We start from the raw sequence: 20,254 nt of genomic DNA, 5'->3' as shown, positions 1-20,254 counted from the left end.
TCGAAAATTTGCGCGTCAAGCTTCTTGTGGGAATCTAGTTTCAAAATCATGTAGCAGCGCGCATGTTTCTGTCGCTGTTACGCGGGGCCACATAGCGGGAGGTTGGTTCCGAAACCACGTAAATTGTCGTTTGGCATATTGTCGTGTCGCCAATTGCGCCGCCGCCAGTGCCTGATCCGACGTCATGACGCCCGCCAGCAGGGCACCGATCTCCGGCACGCCGATCGCCAGGCGGACCGGCGCAGTGGGCAGGATATCGGTCCGGGCCAGCACCGCGCGCGCCTCCTCGATCCCGCCTTCTCCGAACATCGCCTCCAGCCGCAGGTCGCAGCGCGCAAGCAGCCAGTCGCGATCGGGCAGCATGACCATCGGCATCAGCTCGATTGCATGGCCGATCCCGCCGGTCTTTTCCTGCTGCCATGTCGCCAGCGTCTTGCCGGTGGAGCGAACGACCTCGAGCGCGCGGGCGACGCGCGTGGTGTCGGCCGGCGCTAGCCGGGTGGCGGCGGGCGGATCCAGTTCCGCAAGCTGGGCATAGGCCTGGGCGACCGGCATCGCGCGGACCTCTTCGCGGATCGCGGGGTCGATCGGAGGCACTGGGGCGATGCCGTCGAGCAGAGTACGCATATACAGCCCGGTCCCGCCGGCCAGCACCGGCAAAAGGCAAGCCGCGTGCGCCCGGTCGATCTCCGCCTTTGCCTCGATCGCCCAGCGCGGGGCGGAATAGATGTCGGCGCCGTCGACATGGCCGAACAGCCGGTGCGGCACGCGGGCTTCTTCCGCGACGCTAGGTCTCGCCGAGAGCACGCGCAGATCGGCATAGACCTGGGCTGAATCGGCGTTGATCACCACGCCCCCATGCTTTTCTGCGATCGCCATGGCGATCGCGGACTTGCCGCTGGCGGTCGGCCCTGCAATGAGCGCCACGCGCGGCTTACGAGGCAGGGGAGACGTCATGTTCATCGCAACGCTGATAGCAGCGGGAAAACTCAGCGGGGACGATATTTCCGCCGCGCAGGACCGGCTCGACGCGGCGGGCTGCCTGCCCGCGGCGCACGCCTGGCTGGACGAGGGATCCGCCGCCGACATCATGTTCGGGCTCGATCCCGAGGCAGCGCGCACCGCGCTGGAGGGTGTGTTCCCGGATACCGACGTGGTCGTGCAACTGGCCGAGGGCCGCGAGAAGAAGCTGCTCGTCGCCGATATGGATTCGACCATGATCACCGTCGAATGCATCGACGAGCTGGCCGATTATGCCGGGATCAAGCCGCAGATCGCCGCAGTCACCGAAGCCGCGATGCGCGGCGAGCTCGACTTCGAATCCGCGCTGGACGCACGCGTGGCCTTGCTCAAGGGGCTGGACGAGGGCGTCATCGCCCGGTGCCTTGCCGAGCGCGTGACGATCATGCCGGGCGCCGTGTCGCTGATCCGCACGATGAAGGCGCGCGGCGCGACGACGATCCTGGTGTCGGGCGGCTTCACCCGCTTCGCCGAGCCGGTCGCGGAGATCATCGGCTTCGATCGCGCCATCGCGAACCGGCTGGAGATAACGGACGGGGCGCTATCGGGGCTGGTAGCCAAGCCGATCGTCGGATCCGACACCAAGGAGCGGACCCTGCTGGAGGCGACCGCCGAGCTTGGCCTGCCACCCGAAGCGACGCTCGCGGTGGGCGATGGGGCCAACGATCTGGCGATGATCAAACGGGCAGGGCTCGGCGTCGCCTATCACGCCAAGCCGATCGTCGCGGCGGCAGCGGCGGCGCGGATCGACCATAATGACCTGACCGCGTTGCTCTATGCGCAGGGGATCGCGCGGAAGGACTGGGCGGCCTGATCCAGCCGCCTGCCTTACGGGCGCGCGAAACGCCCCGTCAGGAAGCGATCGACCGACCAGGCGCCGCCACCGCGCGCGATCAGCGGCAGAAGGATCGCTGCCCAGCTGAGATGCGTCGGCCAGGCATCGGGATAGACGAAGATCTCGATGGTCAGCGTCATCAGGAACAGCGCCAGCGCCGAGAAGCGCGTCGCCAGCCCGACTATCAGCAGGATCGAGAAGAGATGCTCCGATACGGTCGCGGCCACCGCGGCGATGTCGGGCGGGACCAGCGGCAGGGCGTATTCCGTGCGGAACAGCTCATAGGTGCTGTCGGTGATGGTCAGCAGGCCCTCCACCTTGGTCCTGCCCGAGAGGAAAAAGACCGAAGCGATGCCGAGCCGCGCGACGAGCAGCAGCAGGGCATCGGGCAGCAGCGCCGAGGCGCGGTCGACGATGCGACGGTAAAGCGAGATAATTGGGACCATGATGGGCTCCACTGGAAAGTGGCCGGGGCGCGATCGTGTCGCGCCCCGGCGGTCGCGGCTTACGCCTTGGGGGTCAGGGAGCCCGCGCCCTTGGGGGTCTTGATCGTGGTGCAGGTGCCGGCCTTGACCAGCTTCCACGCATCGCCCTGATAATTGATCTTCGACGTGCCCGCGCAGCTCGTGCCGGCGCCGGCCTTGCAGTCGTTCTTGCCGGCGAGCGAGACGCCGTAGCATTTCTCCATCGCGGGCTTGGTCTGGGCCGAGGCGGACGTGGCGAGAGTCGCGCCGGTGATGGCGAGAGCGAGCGTGGCGGCGATGGTGGCGTTGGTCGAACGCATGGTTTTTCCTTCGATTTGGGGGCCTCCGGCGCGCGCGGCGCCGCCGGGGGAAGGGCGGCGCCGCGCGGTGCCCGGGTAGAGGAGGCTGGAATGCCCGGGTCACCCTGCCAGTTCGGCGGCGACGCGGCGGCGGTTACAGATTTCGCCACCCAACAATTTTTTCTGCCGGTCGGCCGCGATGCTGTAACCAATCGCGCGGACGCCGCGAATTCTTCCCGAGGGAGCGCGAATGCGGGCAAGCGAGGCAGAATTGCGCGGATTGATGATCAGCGGGCTCGACGGCGATGCCGGCGATCACGCTGCGCTGCTGCGCCTGCTCGTGCCCCTGCTGCGCGGCTTCTATCGGCGTCGATCCGGCGGCGGCGACGATATCGAGGATCTGGTGCAGGAAACGCTGATTGCGGTGCATACGCGCCGCGCCACCTATGACCGGGACCGTGCCTTCACCGCCTGGCTGTTCGCCATCGCGCGCTACAAGATGATCGACCATTTCCGCCGCCACCGCCGCTACCAGCCGATCGACGGGCTGGAGGACATATTGGTCGCGGAAGGATTCGAGGATGCCTCCAGCGCCCGCATGGACGTGGCAGACCTGCTCGAGACCTTGCCGGCCAAGCAGGCGCGGATGATCCGCGCGACGCGGCTCGACGGGCTGAGCATCGCTGAAGCGGCCGAAGCCGACGGGATCGGCGAATCCGATGTGAAGGTCTCGGTCCATCGCGGGCTCAAGACGCTGATGGCGCGCATCCAGGGAGGCCGGCGATGAATACCGACGACCTCATCACCGCACTGTCGAGCGACGTCACCCCGGTCCGCCGCGGTGCGGTCGGCCGGCGTGTGCTACTCGGGCTGGGCGGAGGCGTTTTGGTGTCGCTCGGGCTGGTTGTGGCGTGGATGGGCATTCGGCCCGATCTCGGCGCGGCGATGCACGGCGGCGCTTTCTGGATGAAGTGGGCCTACACCATTTCGCTGTCGATCGCGGCGCTCACGGTGACGATCCAGCTCGCCCGGCCCGAGACGACGCGGCTGCGCGGCCTGTGGCTGGTCGCGATCCCGGCGGTATTGCTCGCCGGCCTGGGCGCGATGGAGCTGATGCGGACGCCGCCCGGCGACTGGCTGCGGATGTGGCTCAGCTATAGCTGGATGCAATGCCCGTGGCGGGTGGTCGCGCTGGCGATGCCGATCTTTGTCGGGCTGCTCTGGTCGTTCCGGCGGCTCGCCCCGACCCGGCTGCGCGCGGCGGGTGCGGCGGCGGGGCTGTCGGCGGGCGCCTTTGCCGCGACGGTCTATTGCCTTCATTGCCCCGAAGTGTCGGCGATCTTCGTGCTGACCTGGTATTCGCTCGGCATCCTGCTCGCGACCGCGATCGGCGCGCTGCTCGGGCCGCGCCTGCTGCGCTGGTAAATTTACCGAAGGCTGTAACCCGCCCCTCAGCCTGGCCGAATGACGGAAGCCAATCCGGCATCCCCATTCGGAGACCAATATGACCATCCTTCGCACCGGCGTCAGCTTCGCCGCAGCCGCCGCCGTCGTCGCCATCAGCGCCGCCGCTCCCACCGTCGCGGTCGCCAAGGCCGGCGGCGCCAAGGTCCATTGCTACGGCATCAACACCTGCAAGGGCACGTCGGACTGCAAGACGGCGAAGAACGACTGCAAGGGCCAGAATGACTGCAAGGGCATGGGCTTCAAGGAACTCTCGTCCAAGCAGTGCAAGGCCGCCGGCGGCAGCCTGACCGCGCCCAACTGATCGCGCGACGGCCCGGCGGTGTCAGCGCCGCCGGGCCGGTTTTCTCCCAGTCCTTCCCCGAAAACTTTGCTTCCCCGGCGAAGGCCGGGGTCCAGTTGGGAGACAGAAGGAAATGGACGTTTCGCGTTGTTACAATAGCCTTTCCAACTGGACCCCGGCCTTCGCCGGGGAAGACAAGAAGGCGATATTACCGGAAGATCCGTCATGATCCCTCCTTTCTCCGGCTACGGCCTCGGCCTGCGCAAGCCGCATTATGCCGATTTCCTCGAACACCGTGTCGGCGTCGATTTCGTCGAGGTGATCTCGGAGAATTTCATGGTCCCGGGCGGGCGGCCCCGGCAGATACTGCGCGACGTCCGCGACCGATATCCGGTCGCGCTGCACGGCGTGTCGATGTCGATCGGGTCGGCCGACGGGCTGGACGGCGCCTATCTCGCGCGGCTGCGGGAGCTGGTGGACGAGATCGAGCCCTTGTTCGTCTCCGATCATCTGAGCTGGTCGCGGATCGAGGGGTTCAATTCCCACGACCTGCTGCCCTTGCCTTACACGGACGAAGCGCTCGGCCTCGTCGCGGCCAATATCGCCCGCGCGCAGGATGTGCTGGGCCGGCCGATGCTGATCGAGAACCCGTCCACCTATATCGACTTTGCCGGCGCCGACATGACCGAGTGGCAGTTCCTCGACGCGCTCTGCGCGCGGACCGGCTGCGGGCTGCTGCTCGACGTCAACAACGTCTTCGTCAGCGCGACCAATCACGGGTTCGATCCGGTCGCGTATCTCGACGGCATCCCCGCCGGCCGAGTCCGTCAGATACATCTCGCCGGCCATAGCCAGGGCGCGGAACTGCTGATCGACACACATGACCAGCCGGTGCCGCCCTCCGTCTGGGACCTCTACGCCTATATCTTGCCGCGGCTCGGCCCGGTGGCGACGATGATCGAGCGCGACGACGCCATCCCGCCGCTCGAGGAACTGCTCGCGGAACTGGCGATCGCGCGGCGCGTCGGCAGCCGGGCGCTGCAGGCTGCGGCATGAGCTTGCTCGACCTGCAGCGCGACATGCGCGCCTGGCTTGTCAGCGAGGACGAGCCCGCCGCAGCCCGCTTGGGTGCGGAGGTCCCGCCCGGCCTTCACGTCCACCGGAATAACTACCGCGGCCAGCTTGTCGCCTGCCTCGCCGACAGCTTTGCTCGTACGCGCGACTGGATCGGCGGCGAGGCGTTCGGCGCAGCGCTCGCCACGCATATCGACCGGGTGCCGCCGAGCAGCTGGACGCTCGATGCCTATCCCGGCGATTTCCCGGCGACGATGGCATTGCTCTATCCGGAAGACCCCGAGGTGACCGAGCTCGCCTGGATCGAGAATGCGCTGGGCGAAGCCTTTATCGCGCCCGACGCCGCGCCGCTGACGCCCGGGCATCTTGCCGATGTGGACTGGGACCGGGCGGTGCTTGCCTTCACGCCGACGCTCGACCTGGGCGCGCTGACCAGCAACGCCCCGGCGATCTGGTCGGCGCTGACCGAAGGCGAGACGCCGCCCGCGGCCGCGCTGCTGGCGGAGCCGGGCGCGATCCTGGTCTGGCGGCACGACCAGGTGTCGCATTTCCGCGCGATCGATCAGGTCGAGCGCCAGGCGCTTTTATGGGCGCGCGCCGGCTTGCCCTTTGCCGGATTGTGCGAGCGCATGGTCGCGTCCTGGGGCGAAAGCGACGGGATCGCCCGGGCGGGCGGCATGCTGGGCCAATGGATCGCCGACGGATTGATCGTCGGGGCGCGCTAGCTCAGGGCGCGACCGGCACGCACGGTGTAGCGGTCGGCCTGACCGAAGCGCAGACCCGTGCCGCTTCGGCGGACGAGGCCAGCGGTCCCGCTTGAAGTTTGGTCAGCGTGCCGGTGCGCACGAGGTAGGGCTGGAGCCCGCTCAGCGCGCCGACCTGGCCCTTGAGCTTGTTCCACAAGGCCGTCGCATTGCCCTCGTCGCGGAAGGCACCGAATTGCAGGCGCCAGCCGCGGCCGGAGACGGGGGCCGCGCGGCTTGGCTGAGTCTGCGGTTGCGGCGGTGCCACGGCCACCTGCTGTGGCGGCGCGCGCCGGGTCGGGACGCGGGTCACCACCGGCGGCGGTGGGTTAAACGGCTGGGGCGCATCGACATTGGGTTGCGCGCCGCGATTCTGATCATAGGTGGACGGCGGCAGGTCGGTGCCGCGCATCGCGACTTCGCTGCCCTGGCCGGTGATCTCCGGCGGCAGCATCGGGCGCTGCGCTTCGGCTTCATATTGGCGGGCGAGCGCCAGGCCCTTCTGGCGGTCGGCGACCGGGATATACTGGTCCATTTGCGCCTGCACCTCGGACGCACGGGGCTGGCCCTGCGCCGCGGAACGGACGAGCAGCGCATAGGCGCGCGGCCAGTCTCGTGCGACGCCGTCGCCATTATAGAGCATGGTGCCGAGCACGAGCTGCGACCGCGGCTCTCCGCGTGCGACCGATTTCTCCAGCCAGGGCAGGGCCTCGCTGCGCTTGTTGTTCTGGAACAGGATCAGCCCGTAATTCGCCTCGGCCTCGATCTGCCCCTGCAGCGCGGCCTTGCGGTACCAGCTTTCCGCCATCGGCATGTCGACCGGCACGCCGCGCCCGAGCTTGTAGGCCTGGCCGAGATTGAACTGCGCATCGGCATCGCCCGCGATTGCGGCGGGGCGCCATTCCTCGACTGCCTTGCGATATTCGCCGCGGCTCCAGGCGTCGACGCCCGCCTTGACGTCGCCCCATGCCGGTGACGTCATCGCGATGAAGATACCGGCAAGGCCAAGAGCCGCCGGCCGAAACGCCTTGCGCATGATGTCTCCCATCCCCGCTACTCTACCCGGGTGATAATGCCCTGTAGCGGGGATTTGGCAAAGATTTCGTTAGGGACGATGTGCCGCCCCGGGATGGATCCGATCTTCTCACGGCCCGTTAACCGCTTCTTGACGTCTGTGGTGGCATTCAACCCCCTCGAATAGCGGGAGTTGAAGGGGCACATGCGCGTTCTCGCGATGGCATCGCAAAAAGGCGGATCCGGCAAGACTACCTTGTCAGGGCATCTGGCCGTTCAAGCTCAACTGGCCGGCGCCGGTCCCGTCGTGCTGATCGATATCGATCCTCAGGGATCGTTGTCGGATTGGTGGAACGAGCGACACAGTGAATATCCGGCCTTCGCCCAGACCACGGTCGCGCGGCTCGCCGCCGATCTCGAGGTGCTGCGTCAGCAGGGCTTCAAGCTGGCGATGATCGACACGCCGCCGGCGATCACCATGGCGATCCAGAGCGTGATCGCAGTCGCCGAGCTGATCGTGATCCCGACCCGTCCGTCGCCGCACGATCTGCGCGCCGTCGGCGCCACGGTCGATCTGTGCGAGCGCGCCGGCAAGCCGCTGCTGTTCGTCGTCAACGGCGCCACGCCCAAAGCCAAAATCACCTCGGAAGCCGCCGTTGCGCTGTCGCAGCACGGCACGGTCGCCCCGATCACCGTCCATCACCGCACCGATTTCGCTGCCTCGATGATCGATGGCCGTACGGTCATGGAAGTCGACGTCAACGGCCGGTCGAGTCAGGAGATCCAGGCGCTCTGGACCTATATCTCCGACCGACTCGAAAAGAATTTCCGCCGCACCGTGTTTGCGGCGCCGACGGCCCAGCACGGTTACGCGGCGCAGCGCCCGGCAGCAGGCGGCTTCGGCCGCCGCGTGGTGGGGTGACCCGATGACAACCTTCGGACAGCCCAAGCCGCTTGCGTCGCTCTCCTCCACGCTGCTCGCCCGCAAGGGGCAGGCGCGTCCGGCCATGCGCCCCCAGGGTTTTGGCGGCTTCGGCGCGATGCCCGGCGGGCATGACGATCTCGGCTGGAATGATATGGGGCACCCGGAAGGCCATGGCACCGAACCGGCCTATGCGCCTCAGCCGGCCTATGAGCCCCAGCCCAGCGTGCCGCCCGTGCTCCGTCAGCGCGAGGCGCTGCATGAGGAGTTCGAGGCGCCGCAATCGGTAAACCGCCCGCGCGCGATCGATCTGGGTTCCTCCTATGACGCCGAGCCGGCATATGAGCCGGAAGAAGCGCATGAGCCTGAGGCTTATGAGCCCCAAGCTCCTGTGCCCCAAGCCGCGGTACCCCAGGCTTACGAGCCGGAAGATGCGTTCGAGGCCGCTTATGCGTCCCAGACCATCTACGAGGCCGAGCTCGAAGAAGAGGAAGAACCGGAGCCCGAGTACCAGCCCGCATCGCTGCTTGCGGTCCGGACTCCGAAGCCGGCCCCGGCACCCGAGCCGGTCGCATCGGCTCCCGAGGTTCCTGCCCCAGTGGTTCTCAAACCTGTGGCCCCCGCGCCAGTGGCCCGCCCCGTCGTCTCGCCGGCCACCGCCGCGCGGATCGGGCGCGAGGCTCAGGCCAAGATCGGCAAGGCTGCCTTCACCCTTCGGCTCGACCAGGACCGGCATCTGCGCCTCCGCCTGGCGAGCGCGCTGCACAATTGTTCCGCCCAGGTCCTGGTGACCCAGGCACTCGACTCGTTCCTGCAATCCCTGCCCGAGGTGGAAGAGCTGGTGCGCCAGCTGCCTTCTCGCGCGACACGTTGAATCGAATAGGGGAATTCCGATGAAGACCCGGGCGATCGTCACTCTAGGGCTTACCGCACTCGTTGCGTGCGGGTCACTTGCCGGCATCACCTCCCATGGCGGCATCGCCTTTGCGAGCGCACGCGACGAATCGCGAGCCGAGCGCAAGGCGGCCACCGAAGCGGGCAAGGCACGTGCCGCGCTCGCCAAGGGCAAGGGCGATCAGGCGGTGTTCCATGCCGAGGCGGCCGTCGGGTTGCGTCCGCAGGTCGCGAGCTTCCGCGTGCTGCTCGCCAACAGCTATTTGCGGGCCGGCCGCTTCGACTCCGCCCGCCAGGCCTTCACTGATGCGATGACGCTCGATCCGGGCAACGGCAAACTGCCGCTCAACCTCGCCCTTGCGCAGATCGCCACCGGCGACTGGGCCGGCGCGCGCCAGACGCTCGACACGCACAAGGACATCATCCCGGTCAGCGACCGCGGGCTGGCGATGGCGCTGGCCGGCGATCCTGCCAGTGCCGTCGAGCTGCTGAACGCCGCCGTGCGCGCGCCCGATGCCGACGCCAAGACCCGCCAGAATTTCGCGCTCAGTCTGGCGCTGGCGGGCCGCTGGCAGGAAGCCCGGACGATGGCCTCGTTCGATCTGGCACCTGACGAAGTCGACCAGCGCATCCTGCATTGGGCGGAATTCGCCCGTCCGAAATCGGCCTATGATCAGGTCGCCTCGCTGCTCGGCGTCACGCCGGTGCGGGATTCGGGCCAGCCGGTCGCGCTTGCACTCAACGCCCCGTCGACGGGTACGGCGCTGGCCGCCGCGGCGGTCGATGCCTTCATGCCTGGCCAGGCGGAGAATGCCGCTCAGGTCGCGCAGGACATGGGCACGCCCGTCCCCGCCGCTCCAGTCGCTGAAGTCGCCGTCGCCGTCGCCGCGGCACCGGTCGAGGCTACCCCGGGACCAGCGCCAGCCTTTGCCAGCGTGGTGTTCGGCCCGCGCGAGGAAGTCGTGCAGCGGCTCCCGACCAATAATGCCGGCACCGTGGCGCCGCGCGCGTCGGTCCGAGTGGCCAGCGCCAAGGTCGCGCCGGCCGTGGCCCCGGTCACCCGCGCTCCCGCCAAGGGCAATTATTTCGTCCAGCTCGGTGCGTATCAGAACGCCGCCGTCGCCAAGGACGCCTGGGGCCGGGCCGTCCGCAGCAATGCGACCTTCGCCAGCCAGACGCCGTCGGGCATGAGCATCACGTCAAAGGCGGGCAGTTTCTACCGTCTCTCGGTCGGCGGTTTCGCCCGTTCCGAAGCAGATGCGCTGTGCCAGAGCTACAAGGCAAAGGGCGGCACCTGCTTCGTCCGCGCCCATGCCGGCGATCAGGTCGCTCTCTGGGCACGCCCCGCCGGCCGGCAGATGGCCTCGCGCTAAGACATTCGTTGAGAGGATCGCGTCAGCCGCGTGGGCCCAGGCCCGCGCGGCTGATGTCGTTTTAGCGAAGCTCCGTGCCGCCTTTGAACAGGCGCAGCACCTTGCCCTGCACAGGCAGCTTGTCGAAGGGCGTGTTGCCGGCCTTGGCGACCATGCGATCGGTGTCGATCTGCCACGGCGCCTCCCAGTCGAGCAGCATGAAGTCGGCGGGCGCGCCGGGCGCCAGCGCGCCCGCCTCGAGCCCCAGGATGTTCGCCGGATTGGCCGCGAGCAGCGCGAACAGCCGGTCGATCCCGATCACGTCGTCGCGTACCAGCCCGAGCGACAGCGCGAGCAAGGTCTCGGCACCGGCCATGCCGGCCGATGAATCGGCGAAGGGCAGGCGCTTCTCTTCGGGGCCCCGTGGATCGTGACCCGAGCAGAGCACGTCGATCGTGCCGTCGGCTACTGCTGCGAGCGCTGCCTGGCGGTCGCTTTCGCTGCGCAGCGCCGGGGAGAGATGCGCGAAGGTGCGGAAATCGCTCATCGCATTGTCGGACAGGAACAGATGCGCGGGGGTGATGCCGCAGGTAACCGGCAGGCCACGCGCCTTGGCACGGCGGACCATGTCGAAGCCGGCCGCCGTCGTCACCTGGCGGAAATGGAGCCGCGCACCGGTCTCCTCGGCGAGCAGCAGGTCGCGCGCGATCGCCAATGCCTCCGCGCTCGCAGGCGCAGAGGGCAGGCCGAGCCTTGTGGCGGTCTCGCCTTCGGTTGCGACCGCCGCGCCGACCAGTCCGGCATCCTCGGCATGCGTGATCACGGTCAGGTCGCAATCATGCGCATAGGCCAGGACACGGCGCATCACCCCTGAATCGGCGATCCAGCGCCGGCCGGTCGCGACGGCGCGGGCGCCGGCGTCGCGGGCGATCGCCATCTCGGCAAGATCGGTGCCGGTCAGGCCGCGCGTCGCGGCGGCGATCGGGTGGACCCAGATGTCGGGCTTGCCCATGTCGGCCGCGCGCTGGATGATGCCGGGGTCGTCGAGCACGGGCGACTGATCGGGCATCAGCCCGACCCGGACGATGCCACCGGCGCGGCACGCTGCCTTGTCGACCGCGAACACGCCGAGATCGATGATCGCCGGCGCGACGAGGACCGAGCGGCCGAGCGTGCTGCAATCGGTCAGGTCGGTACCCGCGGGCACCTCGTTGCCGCCGATCGAGACAATCTTCTCGGCGTCGATCACGAGCGTCGAGGTGTCGTCAGCCTGCGCGCCGGCAAATCGCGCGTTGGAGAAGGCGCGGATCATGCCCAGCCCTCCACTTTCCGCGCTCGCCTTGTCAGCACGTCGAGGCAGGCCATGCGCACCGCCACGCCCATCTCCACCTGCTCGGTGATGGCCGATCTCTCGACATGGTCGGCGACATTGGAATCGATCTCGACGCCGCGGTTCATCGGGCCGGGATGCATAATCAGCGCGTCGGGCTTCGCCCGGGCGAGCCGTTCGAGGGTGAGGCCGTAACGCATATGATATTCGCGGGTGGACGGCACGAAGCCGCCCGACATGCGCTCGGTCTGCAGGCGAAGCATCATCACCACATCGGCACCGTCGAGCGCCGCGTCGAAATCGGTGAAGGGCGTCACACCCATCCGCTCGATCGCGGCGGGCATCAGGGTCGAGGGCGCACAGACGCGCACCTCGGCGGCCAGCGCGGTCAGCGAGAGGATATTCGATCGCGCGACGCGGCTGTGCAGCAAGTCGCCGCAGATCACCACACGCTGCCCCGCGACCGATCCGCGACGCCGCCGGATGGTCAGCGCGTCGAGCAGCGCCTGTGTGGGATGTTCATGGCTGCCGTCGCCGGCATTGAGCACCGGGCAATCGACCTTGTCGGCGATCAGCCGCACCGCGCCGGAACTCATATGGCGGATGACGATCACGTCCGCCCGCATGGCGTTGAGCGTCATCGCCGTGTCGATCAGCGTCTCGCCCTTCTTCACCGAGGACTGGGCGGCATGCATGTTGACCACGTCGGCACCCAGGCGCTTGCCCGCGATCTCGAACGACAGGAGCGTGCGCGTACTGTTCTCGAAGAACGCGTTGATCTGGGTAAGGCCTTCCAGCCGCTTGTCGCTCTTCGCGCGGCTGCGGTTCGCTTCGATCCACTGCTCCGATTCGTCGAGCAGGAACATGATCTCGTGCGGCTGCAATCCGTCGATTCCGGTCAGGTGCCGGTGCGGGAAAACGGCGCTGCCCTGGATGAGGGTCGCGGGGCGGTGATCTGAAGCTGGCATTAAAGGGGTTCGGTAGCGAGGGGCGGGGCAGGGCGCAAGCTGCCGATACTTGTCATTGTGGACAAGTCGTCGATGGACCGGAGCGAGGGCCCGGCATAGACCTCCGCTCATTCAGTGGGGGATGGCGATGAGCGAGTCGGGAACGGGTTTTTTCGGCCTTGTCGGCAGGGGCCTGCGCAACGTCGCGCGCTTCTCGGGGCGCGACGCGCCAGCGCAATTCTGGCCCTATGCGGGCACCGTCTTCCTGCTTTCGGTGGTGGTTTGGTTCATCGCGATGACGCTCTCCATGGAGGGCATACCCGATGTCGTTGGTCTCGCCGTTACAATGGCGGTGATCGCGGGCACCGTCGTCATCCTGTTGGCGGCTGCCGTGACGCGTCGGCTGCACGATCGCGGCAGGAGCGGTTATTGGGGTTTGCCTGTTGTGATTTTCCTGACCATCGGCCTTGGCGGAACGATCCGGATATTCAGCGGATTTTCCGCCGGCGCGGCACCGGATTCGGGCTTGGGCGGAATCATCGTCGTGAACAACATGATCTATCTCGTGTCACTCGCCCTTCTGGTGGTTCATCTGGTGCAGCGCGGCTCTCAGGGTCCGAACCGCTTCGGCGAGGACCCCCGTCAGACCTGATGCCCTACTCGATCGGGCGTACCGCCACGACCTTGAGATAGTCGATCCGGTTCGCCGACGGCACCATCATCTGCAGTTGCGACCAGCGGCCTGGCAGCCAGGCGCAGCCGTGCGGATCGGCCTGGGGTCCGATCGGGCCGATCTTCACCGGGAGCGTCTTGATCACTTCATAGGTGACGACTCGGTCGATGTCGGGCTTCCAGGCATATTCCACCGCGAGATGGACACGCACGTCGCGGACGCTCTCGATATTGTCGAAGGTGCCGAAACCGCCGGGGCTCGTTTCGGGCTGGCCCTTGCCCAGCGCCATCTGGAACCGGGTGCCCACCGCCAGGTCCTGCTGGGACGGCGTGAACCAGTTGGGCCAGGGGTCGCTGCCCGTCGCGATGGCCTGATAGGCAGCCGTCGCGTCGGCATCGCTCGCATAGCGCCAGCTTTGCTCCTTCCACCAGATACGGCCGGGGCGGGAGTCGATCGACTGGGTGTCGCATTGCGCGGTCGATGCGCTTGCCGGGCGATCCACGCCGCCGGCGGCAGTGCAACCGCCTAACAGCGCGAGCGCCATGACCGCTGCGAAAGGATGGCGCGGCCTGGTTTCGATGATCGGCAGCATGGTTTGAAGCCCTCCGGCAGGTCGCGGCGATGATAGTCTGGATGAGCCGTGCGGCCATCACAACAATTCTCAATATGGCTGTTTCGCTGTGCATTCAGGTGCGTAGGTGGAATTGGCCTCGACCTGACGGCCTTGCCGTGTAGGATCGTGGTTGATCCGGGTCGCGGGTTTGGCGGGGAAGCGAGTGACAATGGATGATGCGAGGACGGCTTTTGGCCGCCCTGTGCCCGATGTGCGGTTTCACCTGCCCGCACCGGAATTGCGCGATCTGATCACTGCCTATGTCATCGTCGAATCGACGGGGCCGCTCTCCGATTTCCTCCATCCCGAATGGGCGAACATCCGGTTCGTGCTGTGGGGCAGCTGGGAGATCCAGGATCTCGCGACCGGCGCGATGGCTCCGGCGATGGCGCCCGCCTTGTTCGGCCCGACTGACCGTACGCGCCAATTCTCCAGTCCCGCCGGCGGGCTGCTCGGCGTCGGGTTGACGCCGATGGGCTGGGTCAGGCTGGTCGGCGGCAATGCGGCCGCCATCTCCAACAAGGTCGTGCCGCTCGGCGATGCCTTCGGCACGAACGGCGAGGAACTGGCACGGTCGCTGCGCGCGTGCACTGACGATGCCGGCCGGGTGGCGCTGCTCGACACTGTCCTTACGCGCCGCGCGCGGAATGGCAGCAAGCGGAGCCTGCTCGCGCTCAAGGCGCATGAGGTGCTCGTCTCCGGCTCGGCCGCCGATGTCGCCGAGTTCGCCGAACAGCTTGGGGTGCAACAGGCCAAGCTCAACCGCCTGTGCCTGCGCGTCTTCGGCTTCACCCCCAAGCGCCTGCTGCGCCGCCAGCGTTTCCTGCGGACCTTGGGGGCGGTGCGCGATTCGCTCGATCGGCCGCTGACCGAGCTGATCGATCCGGCCTATTACGACCAGGCGCATTTCAACCGCGACTTCAAGGCGTTCATGGGGACTACGCCGCGCGCCTATTTCAGCTCGCCGCGCGAGGTGCTGCGCCGTGCGGTGGAGGAAAGGCTGCGCGTGATCGGCGCGCCCGTCCAGGGGCTGCATCCGTCGAAGCGGGACTAACCGCTCACCAGCGCGTCGATCGCGCCCTGCAGGATATAGGCCGCCGCCATCTTGTCGACCAGCTCGGCGCGTTTCGCGCGGCTGGCATCCTGCTCGATCAGGGTGCGGGTGACGGCCTGGGTCGACCAGCGTTCGTCCTGCAGGAAGATCGGCAGGCCCAGATCCTCCAGGTTGCGCGCAAAGGCGCGGCTCGACTGGCTGCGCGGGCTTTCGCTGCCGTCGGTCAGGTTGAGCGGCAGGCCGATGACGATGCCCTTGACCTGCTGCTCGACGATCAGCGCGGCGAGCGCGGTCTTGTCCTTCTGGAACTTGGTACGGCGGATCAGCAGGGCAGGGCTGGCGAAGCTCCATCCGGCGTCGCACAGCGCGGTGCCGATCGTCTTGGTGCCGACGTCGAGCCCGATCAGGCGGCCGCCGGTGGGCAGGGCCTCGCGGAAGACGGCGCGGTCGGTGGTGATCATCCCGTCTTCGCCTTGAACGCCGCGAGCCGCCGCGCCGCGTCGGCACGGACGTTCGCCCAGAACAGGCTGTAATCGTAAACATGATAGTTGTTGCCCGGCAGCACATAGCTGCCGAGATCGGGTGGCGAGCCGATCATCAGCAGCCCGCGTCCCTCGCACCGCGCCGGAACCTGACCTGCCTGGATCGTCGCGTCGCCAAGATCCTTGTCGGGCACCAACGTGCCGAGATTGGCCGTGGCGGGCGCTGCCGCATCGGCCGTGCCGGTGATCGGGTTGGTGCAGACCATCGCGGTGTCCCGACGCGGTGCGCCGGTGAAGCCGCTGGTCGCATCATAGGCGTCGAGGATCAGCGCTGGATCGGCGGGCTCGGCGAAGCTCTGCCAGGAAAGGATACAGCCGGCCTGATCGGCTGTAGCGCATTCCGGCAGGCCCATGCGCGGCAGGTCCGCGGTCTTCGAGACCGGCCAGCCGACGACATAGGCCGCGACGATCCGCTTCGCGAGCGGCGTGCCGGCGATCCGCTCGTGCAGCAGCCGGGTCAGATGGAGCGCGCCCTGGCTGTGGCCGGCAAGGATGATCGGGCGGTCGCCGGCTTCCTTCAGGAACTGGTCGAACGCGGCGACGACATCGCGGTACGCGAGGTCCAGCGCCTTTTGCGCTTCCTCCTTGGTGGTCAGGAACGCGCCGAAGGTCGCCTGGCGATAGCGCGGCGCCCAGATCACGCCCACTTCGTTGAAGGCGGTCGCCTGCCCGCGCAGGAACAGCTCGGCCCGGGCGTTGGCGTCCGCATCGTCGAGCGGCGCGTTCCAGCGCTGGCCGTTCAGGAAGGATGTCGGGTGGATGAAGAACACCGCTGCCTCGGGCGCCGCGGCCGGCTGATACCCCGCGGGAGTCCATAGCGCCGGATTGCCGCGCTTGTCGGGCCGGGCGAACCACATCTTCACATCGGCATAGCTGTCGGCCGCGACGGCTGGCTGGGCCTCGAACACCGCCTTGGGCACGAAGGTCCAGCGCGTCATCTCGATGCCGTACAGCCGAAAGACGAACAGGCAGGCGATCGCGAGCACGATCAGCACGGCGATCAGATAGAGGAATTTGCGGGCCAAGGCCTGTAGTCTCCGAACCATGGCGCGGCGCGAGATGCGCCGCGGCCATGGAGATTCCGTGCAGCAGGAAGGCGGCGCTTGCAATCGGCTTCGGTCCTGCGCTCATTGCCCGCAAAGGGGATCGCGCGATGTCGGACTGGGATGTGGAGAGCGGCGAATCGGCCGGGGCCTGGCGCCTGCGGCCGGTGATCCTGGCGGCGATCGGTGTCGTCGCCGCGATCCTCGTCCAGCAGTTGATCGATCGCCCTTATGGCTATTCGCGCCCGCCGCTGGAGATCTGGCGGATCGCCGTCTCGATCACGATCGGCACCGGGGCGATGGCGTTCGGTTTCGGCATGGAGCGCGTGCGGCTGCTCTGGGCCACCGGCTTTGCGCTGCTGGTCGGCGCGGTGGCGGGCCTGATCTATTACTGGAACGGCGGCAATGACGGCTGGGCCGATATCGGGGACTGGCGTTATGCGAGCCTTTTCCTGGCGGTCGCGATCGCCGTGCCGCTGTTCCAGACGGCACGCGACGAAGGGGCGTGGCGTTTCCCCTATCGCGACGTGCACGGCCATGCCTGGACCAATGTCGTGCTGTGGTTCGCCTGCTGGATGTTCGTCGGCGTGGTCTTCGCGCTGGCCTGGCTGCTCGCGGCGCTGTTCGATCTGATCGGGCTGCATTTCGTGCGCGAGATGCTGGAGCGGCACTGGTTCGCGGCCGGGCTGGCTGGTGCTGCGTTTGGCGGCGCGCTCGGCCTGTTCCGCGAACGCGACCGGGTCGTGCGGCTGCTCCAGCGCGTCGTGACGGCGGTGCTCGGCGTGCTGGCGCCGGTGCTGGGTATCGGGCTGCTGTTGTTCCTGTTCGCGCTGCCCTTCACGGGGCTCGGCGCGCTGTGGCAGGCGACCAAGGCGACGACGCCGATCCTGTTGTGCTGCGCGATCGGCGCGCTGGGCCTCGCCATCCTGCCGCTCTGCGTGATCGCCGCGATCGCGACGGGGCTCCGGATCGGTCAATATGGCTTCACCCCTGACCGACTCTGGGCGCTCGTCTTCGTGATCCTCGCGACCGCGTACGGCGTCGCTTATCTCGTCGCGCTGCTGCGCGGGCGGCAGGGCTGGGCGGCGAAGGTGCGGCCGGCGAACCTGCACATGGCCTTTGTCGTGGCGGGCGTGGCGCTCTTCCTCGCGACGCCGATCTTCAGCTTCAACGCGGTCTCCGTCAGGGATCAGGTCGCCCGGCTTGAATCGGGCAGGATCACGCCCGACCAGTTCGACTGGGCGGCGCTCGCCTTCGATTTCGGCGATCCGGGCAAGGCGGCGCTCAAGCGACTGGCCGGGTCGAAGAACGTCGCCATCGCGGATCGTGCCAAACGCGCGGCGGGCGTGAACAATCGGTACCAGGCGACGGACATCGACCAGACCGCGAAGGACAGCGAGATGTTCGACAAAAGCCTGCGCGTGCTGCCGGTTGGCGGCACCGTGCCCGATGGCCTGAAGTCCCAGCTGACTGGCTGGCGGGGGTGCGATACCTTCCGCATCGGCACCTGCACCTTGCTTTACAGGCCGGGCGAGACGAGCGCGGTGCTGCTCAAGGACAATTGCGTCGACCGTCTCGCCGGAGAGCCGCCGACGCAGGGATCCAATTCGCCGATCCTGTCGCTGGGTGCGTCATGTGTGACGCGGTACCGGCTGACGGGCAGTGTGTGGGAAGCGGTGGACGACGGGGATGTCGTGCGGCCGGACGCGGCGACACGCGCCGCGCTCAAGGCTGCGCTGGCTGCCGGCGGGATCGAGATCCGCACCGTTCCGCGCCGTCAGGTCTTTGTCGGCGACGTGCCGGTGGGCGACCCGTTCGAATAAGCAGCCGCTCACGGCGCCTTTTGGTTGCGCGCCTTGGCCGCGCTCTGCTAGCCGCGCGGCCATGTCCGTAGATATCGCAACCGTGAAGAAGATCGCGAGCCTTGCCCGCATCGCGATCACCGAGGAAGAGGCCGCGCGCATCGCGCCGGAACTCGACAACATCATGGGCTGGATCGAGCAGCTCGGCGAGGTCGACACGTCGTCGGTCGAGCCGATGACTGCCGTCATCCCCAACCATCTGCGCCTGCGCGACGATGTCGTCACTGACGGCAATGTGCGCGATGCGGTGCTCTCCAACGCGCCCCAGGCGGAACATGGCTTCTTCGCCGTGCCGAAGGTGATCGAATGACCGAGCTTACCGATCTGGGCGTTGCCGCGATCCGCGACGGGGTGCGCACCGGCGGCTTTTCCGCACGCGAAGTGGCCGATGCGTTCATCGTGAAGGTGAGCAAGGCCAAGGCACTCAACGCCTTTCTGGTCGAGACCCCCGATCATGCCCTCGCCGCGGCCGACGCGGCCGATGCCGCGCGCGCGGCTGGCGAGACGCTGAAGCCGCTGGCCGGCGTGCCGATCGGCATGAAGGACCTGTTCTGCACCAAGGGCGTGGCCTCCACCGCGGCGAGCCATATCCTTGAAGGCTTCACGCCGCCCTATGAATCCACCGTCTCGGGCAAGCTGTGGGATGCGGGTGCAGGCATGCTGGGCAAGCTCAACATGGACCAGTTCGCCATGGGCTCGTCCAACGAGACCAGCTATTTCGGCAACGTCATCTCGCCCTGGCGGCGTGCCGACGGCGGCAATGCTCCGCTCGCGCCGGGCGGCTCCTCGGGCGGCAGCTCGGCGGCGATCGCGGCGCGGCTGTGCCCGGCGGCAACCGGCACCGACACCGGCGGCTCGATCCGCCAGCCCGCGGCCTTCACCGGCATCTCGGGCATCAAGCCGACTTATGGCCGCTGCTCGCGCTGGGGCGTGGTGGCGTTCGCCTCGTCGCTCGACCAGGCTGGGCCGATGGCGCGCGACGTGCGCGACTGCGCGATCATGCTCGAGGCGATGACCGGGTTCGATCCCAAGGATTCGACCTCGCTCGATCTGGCGGTGCCGAAATGGGAGGCGGGCCTGTCCTCCAGCCTCGCCGGCAAGCGCATCGGCATCCCCAAGGAATATCGCGTCGACAACATGCCGGCCGAGATCGAAGCGCTCTGGCAGCAGGGTATCGACTGGGCGCGCGATGCGGGCGCGGAGATCGTCGAGGTCTCGCTCCCGCACACCAAATATGCGCTGCCGGCCTATTACATCATCGCCCCGGCAGAAGCTTCGTCCAACCTCGCCCGCTATGACGGGGTGCGTTACGGCCTGCGCGATTTGCCCGAGGGCGCGAACCTGCAGGACATGTACGCCGCGACCCGCGCGGCCGGCTTCGGCGACGAGGTCAAACGGCGCATCATGATCGGCACCTATGTGCTCTCGGCCGGCTTCTACGACGCTTATTACACCCAGGCGCAGAAGGTTCGCACCCTGATCGCGCGCGATTTCGAACGGGCCTGGGAAAGCTGCGACCTGCTGCTCACCCCCACCGCGCCGTCCGCGGCGTTCGCGCTGGGCGAGAAGAGCGCCGATCCGATCGCGATGTACTTGAACGACGTGTTCACGGTGCCCAGCTCGCTTGCGGGCCTGCCGGCGATGTCGGTGCCGGGCGGCCTCGACAAAAACGGCCTGCCGCTCGGTCTTCAGATCATCGGCAAGCCGCTCGACGAGCAAGGCGTGCTGAATGCCGGGCTGGCGCTGGAAGAACGCGCCGGTTTCGTCGCGCGGCCGGAGGCGTGGTGGTAGGATGGGGCTGCTGGTCGAATTCCTGTTCGAACCGG

The 20,254-nt window shown here is 67.7% G+C and carries 23 protein-coding genes; 14 read left to right on the top strand and 9 right to left on the bottom strand.

Features of this window, described 5'->3' with window-relative positions:
* Positions 1 to 15: 15 nt before the first annotated feature.
* Positions 16 to 957: a tRNA (adenosine(37)-N6)-dimethylallyltransferase MiaA gene (gene miaA / locus WC729_RS17480; RefSeq protein WP_372855049.1), complete on the bottom strand. Its 942-nt coding sequence runs from the start codon at positions 955 to 957 to the stop codon at positions 16 to 18.
* Between miaA and serB the strand changes: the two genes are divergently transcribed.
* On the top strand, positions 956 to 1,834 hold the full coding sequence (gene serB / locus WC729_RS17475; protein WP_372855047.1) for a phosphoserine phosphatase SerB: 879 nt from the start codon (positions 956 to 958) through the stop codon (positions 1,832 to 1,834). The genes miaA and serB overlap by 2 nt on opposite strands.
* A gap of 14 nt (positions 1,835 to 1,848) precedes the next feature.
* Here the strand turns inward: serB and WC729_RS17470 are convergent, their stop codons facing one another.
* Positions 1,849 to 2,301, bottom strand: a complete 453-nt coding sequence (locus tag WC729_RS17470) for a DoxX family protein (protein ID WP_372855045.1) — start codon at positions 2,299 to 2,301, stop codon at positions 1,849 to 1,851.
* 59 nt (positions 2,302 to 2,360) lie between these two features.
* On the bottom strand, positions 2,361 to 2,639 hold the full coding sequence (locus WC729_RS17465) for a DUF2282 domain-containing protein (protein ID WP_372855043.1): 279 nt from the start codon (positions 2,637 to 2,639) through the stop codon (positions 2,361 to 2,363).
* A gap of 229 nt (positions 2,640 to 2,868) precedes the next feature.
* Here WC729_RS17465 and WC729_RS17460 point away from each other — a divergent pair, with 229 nt between their 5' ends.
* The 5 genes from WC729_RS17460 to WC729_RS17440 all read left to right on the top strand — a co-directional run bounded on the left by WC729_RS17460 (position 2,869) and on the right by WC729_RS17440 (position 6,164).
* Positions 2,869 to 3,405 carry a sigma-70 family RNA polymerase sigma factor gene (locus WC729_RS17460; RefSeq protein ID WP_372855041.1) on the top strand — a complete coding sequence of 179 codons (537 nt, stop codon included), beginning with the start codon at positions 2,869 to 2,871 and terminating at the stop codon, positions 3,403 to 3,405.
* Complete coding sequence (locus tag WC729_RS17455) at positions 3,402 to 4,043, top strand: DUF1109 domain-containing protein (protein ID WP_372855039.1); 642 nt, start codon at positions 3,402 to 3,404, stop codon at positions 4,041 to 4,043. The genes WC729_RS17460 and WC729_RS17455 overlap by 4 nt, the downstream gene beginning before the upstream one ends.
* A 79-nt stretch (positions 4,044 to 4,122) precedes the next feature.
* Positions 4,123 to 4,386: a hypothetical protein gene (locus WC729_RS17450; protein WP_372855037.1), complete on the top strand. Its 264-nt coding sequence runs from the start codon at positions 4,123 to 4,125 to the stop codon at positions 4,384 to 4,386.
* Positions 4,387 to 4,590: 204 nt separating this feature from the next.
* Positions 4,591 to 5,421, top strand: coding sequence for a DUF692 domain-containing protein (locus tag WC729_RS17445; protein WP_372855035.1), 831 nt, complete (start codon positions 4,591 to 4,593; stop codon positions 5,419 to 5,421).
* A complete protein-coding gene (locus tag WC729_RS17440; protein ID WP_372855033.1) occupies positions 5,418 to 6,164 on the top strand; it encodes a putative DNA-binding domain-containing protein in 747 nt (248 codons plus the stop codon). Before WC729_RS17445 ends, WC729_RS17440 begins: the two co-directional genes overlap by 4 nt.
* A 1-nt stretch (position 6,165) precedes the next feature.
* On the opposite strand, the gene WC729_RS17435 is transcribed toward WC729_RS17440, so the two are convergent.
* A complete protein-coding gene (locus WC729_RS17435) occupies positions 6,166 to 7,218 on the bottom strand; it encodes an SPOR domain-containing protein (protein ID WP_372855031.1) in 1,053 nt (350 codons plus the stop codon).
* A gap of 183 nt (positions 7,219 to 7,401) precedes the next feature.
* Here WC729_RS17435 and WC729_RS17430 point away from each other — a divergent pair, with 183 nt between their 5' ends.
* From WC729_RS17430 to WC729_RS17420, 3 genes are read left to right on the top strand one after another with little or no spacing between them, the layout of a single operon-like run.
* Positions 7,402 to 8,118, top strand: coding sequence for an AAA family ATPase (locus WC729_RS17430; protein ID WP_372855029.1), 717 nt, complete (start codon positions 7,402 to 7,404; stop codon positions 8,116 to 8,118).
* 4 nt (positions 8,119 to 8,122) lie between these two features.
* Positions 8,123 to 8,992 (top strand): hypothetical protein, encoded by an 870-nt coding sequence (locus WC729_RS17425; protein WP_372855027.1) that lies wholly within the window; start codon positions 8,123 to 8,125, stop codon positions 8,990 to 8,992.
* A 19-nt stretch (positions 8,993 to 9,011) separates the two neighbouring features.
* Positions 9,012 to 10,385 (top strand): tetratricopeptide repeat protein, encoded by a 1,374-nt coding sequence (locus tag WC729_RS17420; protein ID WP_372855025.1) that lies wholly within the window; start codon positions 9,012 to 9,014, stop codon positions 10,383 to 10,385.
* A gap of 61 nt (positions 10,386 to 10,446) precedes the next feature.
* Here WC729_RS17420 and WC729_RS17415 read toward each other — a convergent pair whose 3' ends face one another.
* Together WC729_RS17415 and WC729_RS17410 are read right to left on the bottom strand one after the other, a co-directional pair.
* Positions 10,447 to 11,676, bottom strand: a complete 1,230-nt coding sequence (locus WC729_RS17415) for a dihydroorotase family protein (protein ID WP_372855023.1) — start codon at positions 11,674 to 11,676, stop codon at positions 10,447 to 10,449.
* Positions 11,673 to 12,662, bottom strand: a complete 990-nt coding sequence (locus tag WC729_RS17410) for an aspartate carbamoyltransferase catalytic subunit (RefSeq protein ID WP_372855021.1) — start codon at positions 12,660 to 12,662, stop codon at positions 11,673 to 11,675. Before WC729_RS17410 ends, WC729_RS17415 begins: the two co-directional genes overlap by 4 nt.
* Positions 12,663 to 12,783: 121 nt before the next feature.
* Between WC729_RS17410 and WC729_RS17405 the strand changes: the two genes are divergently transcribed.
* A complete protein-coding gene (locus WC729_RS17405) occupies positions 12,784 to 13,293 on the top strand; it encodes a DUF805 domain-containing protein (RefSeq protein ID WP_372855019.1) in 510 nt (169 codons plus the stop codon).
* Positions 13,294 to 13,297: 4 nt separating this feature from the next.
* Here WC729_RS17405 and WC729_RS17400 read toward each other — a convergent pair whose 3' ends face one another.
* A complete protein-coding gene (locus WC729_RS17400) occupies positions 13,298 to 13,906 on the bottom strand; it encodes a hypothetical protein (RefSeq protein WP_372855017.1) in 609 nt (202 codons plus the stop codon).
* 232 nt (positions 13,907 to 14,138) lie between these two features.
* Here WC729_RS17400 and WC729_RS17395 point away from each other — a divergent pair, with 232 nt between their 5' ends.
* Positions 14,139 to 14,981, top strand: coding sequence for a helix-turn-helix domain-containing protein (locus WC729_RS17395; RefSeq protein WP_372855015.1), 843 nt, complete (start codon positions 14,139 to 14,141; stop codon positions 14,979 to 14,981).
* Here WC729_RS17395 and ruvX read toward each other — a convergent pair.
* A complete protein-coding gene (gene ruvX, locus WC729_RS17390) occupies positions 14,978 to 15,442 on the bottom strand; it encodes a Holliday junction resolvase RuvX (RefSeq protein ID WP_372855013.1) in 465 nt (154 codons plus the stop codon). The genes WC729_RS17395 and ruvX overlap by 4 nt on opposite strands.
* Complete coding sequence (locus WC729_RS17385; RefSeq protein WP_372855011.1) at positions 15,439 to 16,548, bottom strand: DUF3089 domain-containing protein; 1,110 nt, start codon at positions 16,546 to 16,548, stop codon at positions 15,439 to 15,441. The genes ruvX and WC729_RS17385 overlap by 4 nt, the downstream gene beginning before the upstream one ends.
* 128 nt (positions 16,549 to 16,676) lie before the next feature.
* Here WC729_RS17385 and WC729_RS17380 point away from each other — a divergent pair, with 128 nt between their 5' ends.
* The 3 genes from WC729_RS17380 (at position 16,677) to gatA (ending at position 20,219) form a co-directional block, all read left to right on the top strand.
* Positions 16,677 to 18,389: a DUF4153 domain-containing protein gene (locus WC729_RS17380; RefSeq protein WP_372855009.1), complete on the top strand. Its 1,713-nt coding sequence runs from the start codon at positions 16,677 to 16,679 to the stop codon at positions 18,387 to 18,389.
* Positions 18,390 to 18,450: 61 nt separating this feature from the next.
* Complete coding sequence (gene gatC, locus WC729_RS17375; protein ID WP_372855007.1) at positions 18,451 to 18,738, top strand: Asp-tRNA(Asn)/Glu-tRNA(Gln) amidotransferase subunit GatC; 288 nt, start codon at positions 18,451 to 18,453, stop codon at positions 18,736 to 18,738.
* Complete coding sequence (gene gatA, locus WC729_RS17370; protein ID WP_372855005.1) at positions 18,735 to 20,219, top strand: Asp-tRNA(Asn)/Glu-tRNA(Gln) amidotransferase subunit GatA; 1,485 nt, start codon at positions 18,735 to 18,737, stop codon at positions 20,217 to 20,219. Before gatC ends, gatA begins: the two co-directional genes overlap by 4 nt.
* Positions 20,220 to 20,254 lie beyond the last annotated feature (35 nt).

Source organism: Sphingomonas sp. (genome assembly GCF_041661825.1).
Classification (GTDB): Bacteria; Pseudomonadota; Alphaproteobacteria; order Sphingomonadales; family Sphingomonadaceae; genus Sphingomonas.
The sequence above is the reverse complement of the archived record's forward strand: the minus strand, read 5'-3'. Positions and strand labels throughout refer to the sequence as shown.

Coding starts and splice junctions, on each gene's coding strand:
- WC729_RS17400 (WP_372855017.1), bottom strand. CDS start 13,906: ATGCTGCCGATCATCGAAACCAGGCCGCGCCATCCTTTCGCAGCGGTC.
- WC729_RS17435 (WP_372855031.1), bottom strand. CDS start 7,218: ATGCGCAAGGCGTTTCGGCCGGCGGCTCTTGGCCTTGCCGGTATCTTC.
- WC729_RS17465 (WP_372855043.1), bottom strand. CDS start 2,639: ATGCGTTCGACCAACGCCACCATCGCCGCCACGCTCGCTCTCGCCATC.
- WC729_RS17415 (WP_372855023.1), bottom strand. CDS start 11,676: ATGATCCGCGCCTTCTCCAACGCGCGATTTGCCGGCGCGCAGGCTGAC.
- gatC (WP_372855007.1), top strand. CDS start 18,451: ATGTCCGTAGATATCGCAACCGTGAAGAAGATCGCGAGCCTTGCCCGC.
- WC729_RS17425 (WP_372855027.1), top strand. CDS start 8,123: ATGACAACCTTCGGACAGCCCAAGCCGCTTGCGTCGCTCTCCTCCACG.
- WC729_RS17440 (WP_372855033.1), top strand. CDS start 5,418: ATGAGCTTGCTCGACCTGCAGCGCGACATGCGCGCCTGGCTTGTCAGC.
- WC729_RS17460 (WP_372855041.1), top strand. CDS start 2,869: ATGCGGGCAAGCGAGGCAGAATTGCGCGGATTGATGATCAGCGGGCTC.
- WC729_RS17405 (WP_372855019.1), top strand. CDS start 12,784: ATGGCGATGAGCGAGTCGGGAACGGGTTTTTTCGGCCTTGTCGGCAGG.
- WC729_RS17430 (WP_372855029.1), top strand. CDS start 7,402: ATGCGCGTTCTCGCGATGGCATCGCAAAAAGGCGGATCCGGCAAGACT.
- WC729_RS17470 (WP_372855045.1), bottom strand. CDS start 2,301: ATGGTCCCAATTATCTCGCTTTACCGTCGCATCGTCGACCGCGCCTCG.
- serB (WP_372855047.1), top strand. CDS start 956: ATGTTCATCGCAACGCTGATAGCAGCGGGAAAACTCAGCGGGGACGAT.
- WC729_RS17445 (WP_372855035.1), top strand. CDS start 4,591: ATGATCCCTCCTTTCTCCGGCTACGGCCTCGGCCTGCGCAAGCCGCAT.
- WC729_RS17450 (WP_372855037.1), top strand. CDS start 4,123: ATGACCATCCTTCGCACCGGCGTCAGCTTCGCCGCAGCCGCCGCCGTC.
- WC729_RS17410 (WP_372855021.1), bottom strand. CDS start 12,662: ATGCCAGCTTCAGATCACCGCCCCGCGACCCTCATCCAGGGCAGCGCC.
- WC729_RS17455 (WP_372855039.1), top strand. CDS start 3,402: ATGAATACCGACGACCTCATCACCGCACTGTCGAGCGACGTCACCCCG.
- WC729_RS17420 (WP_372855025.1), top strand. CDS start 9,012: ATGAAGACCCGGGCGATCGTCACTCTAGGGCTTACCGCACTCGTTGCG.
- miaA (WP_372855049.1), bottom strand. CDS start 957: ATGACGTCTCCCCTGCCTCGTAAGCCGCGCGTGGCGCTCATTGCAGGG.
- ruvX (WP_372855013.1), bottom strand. CDS start 15,442: ATGATCACCACCGACCGCGCCGTCTTCCGCGAGGCCCTGCCCACCGGC.
- gatA (WP_372855005.1), top strand. CDS start 18,735: ATGACCGAGCTTACCGATCTGGGCGTTGCCGCGATCCGCGACGGGGTG.
- WC729_RS17380 (WP_372855009.1), top strand. CDS start 16,677: ATGTCGGACTGGGATGTGGAGAGCGGCGAATCGGCCGGGGCCTGGCGC.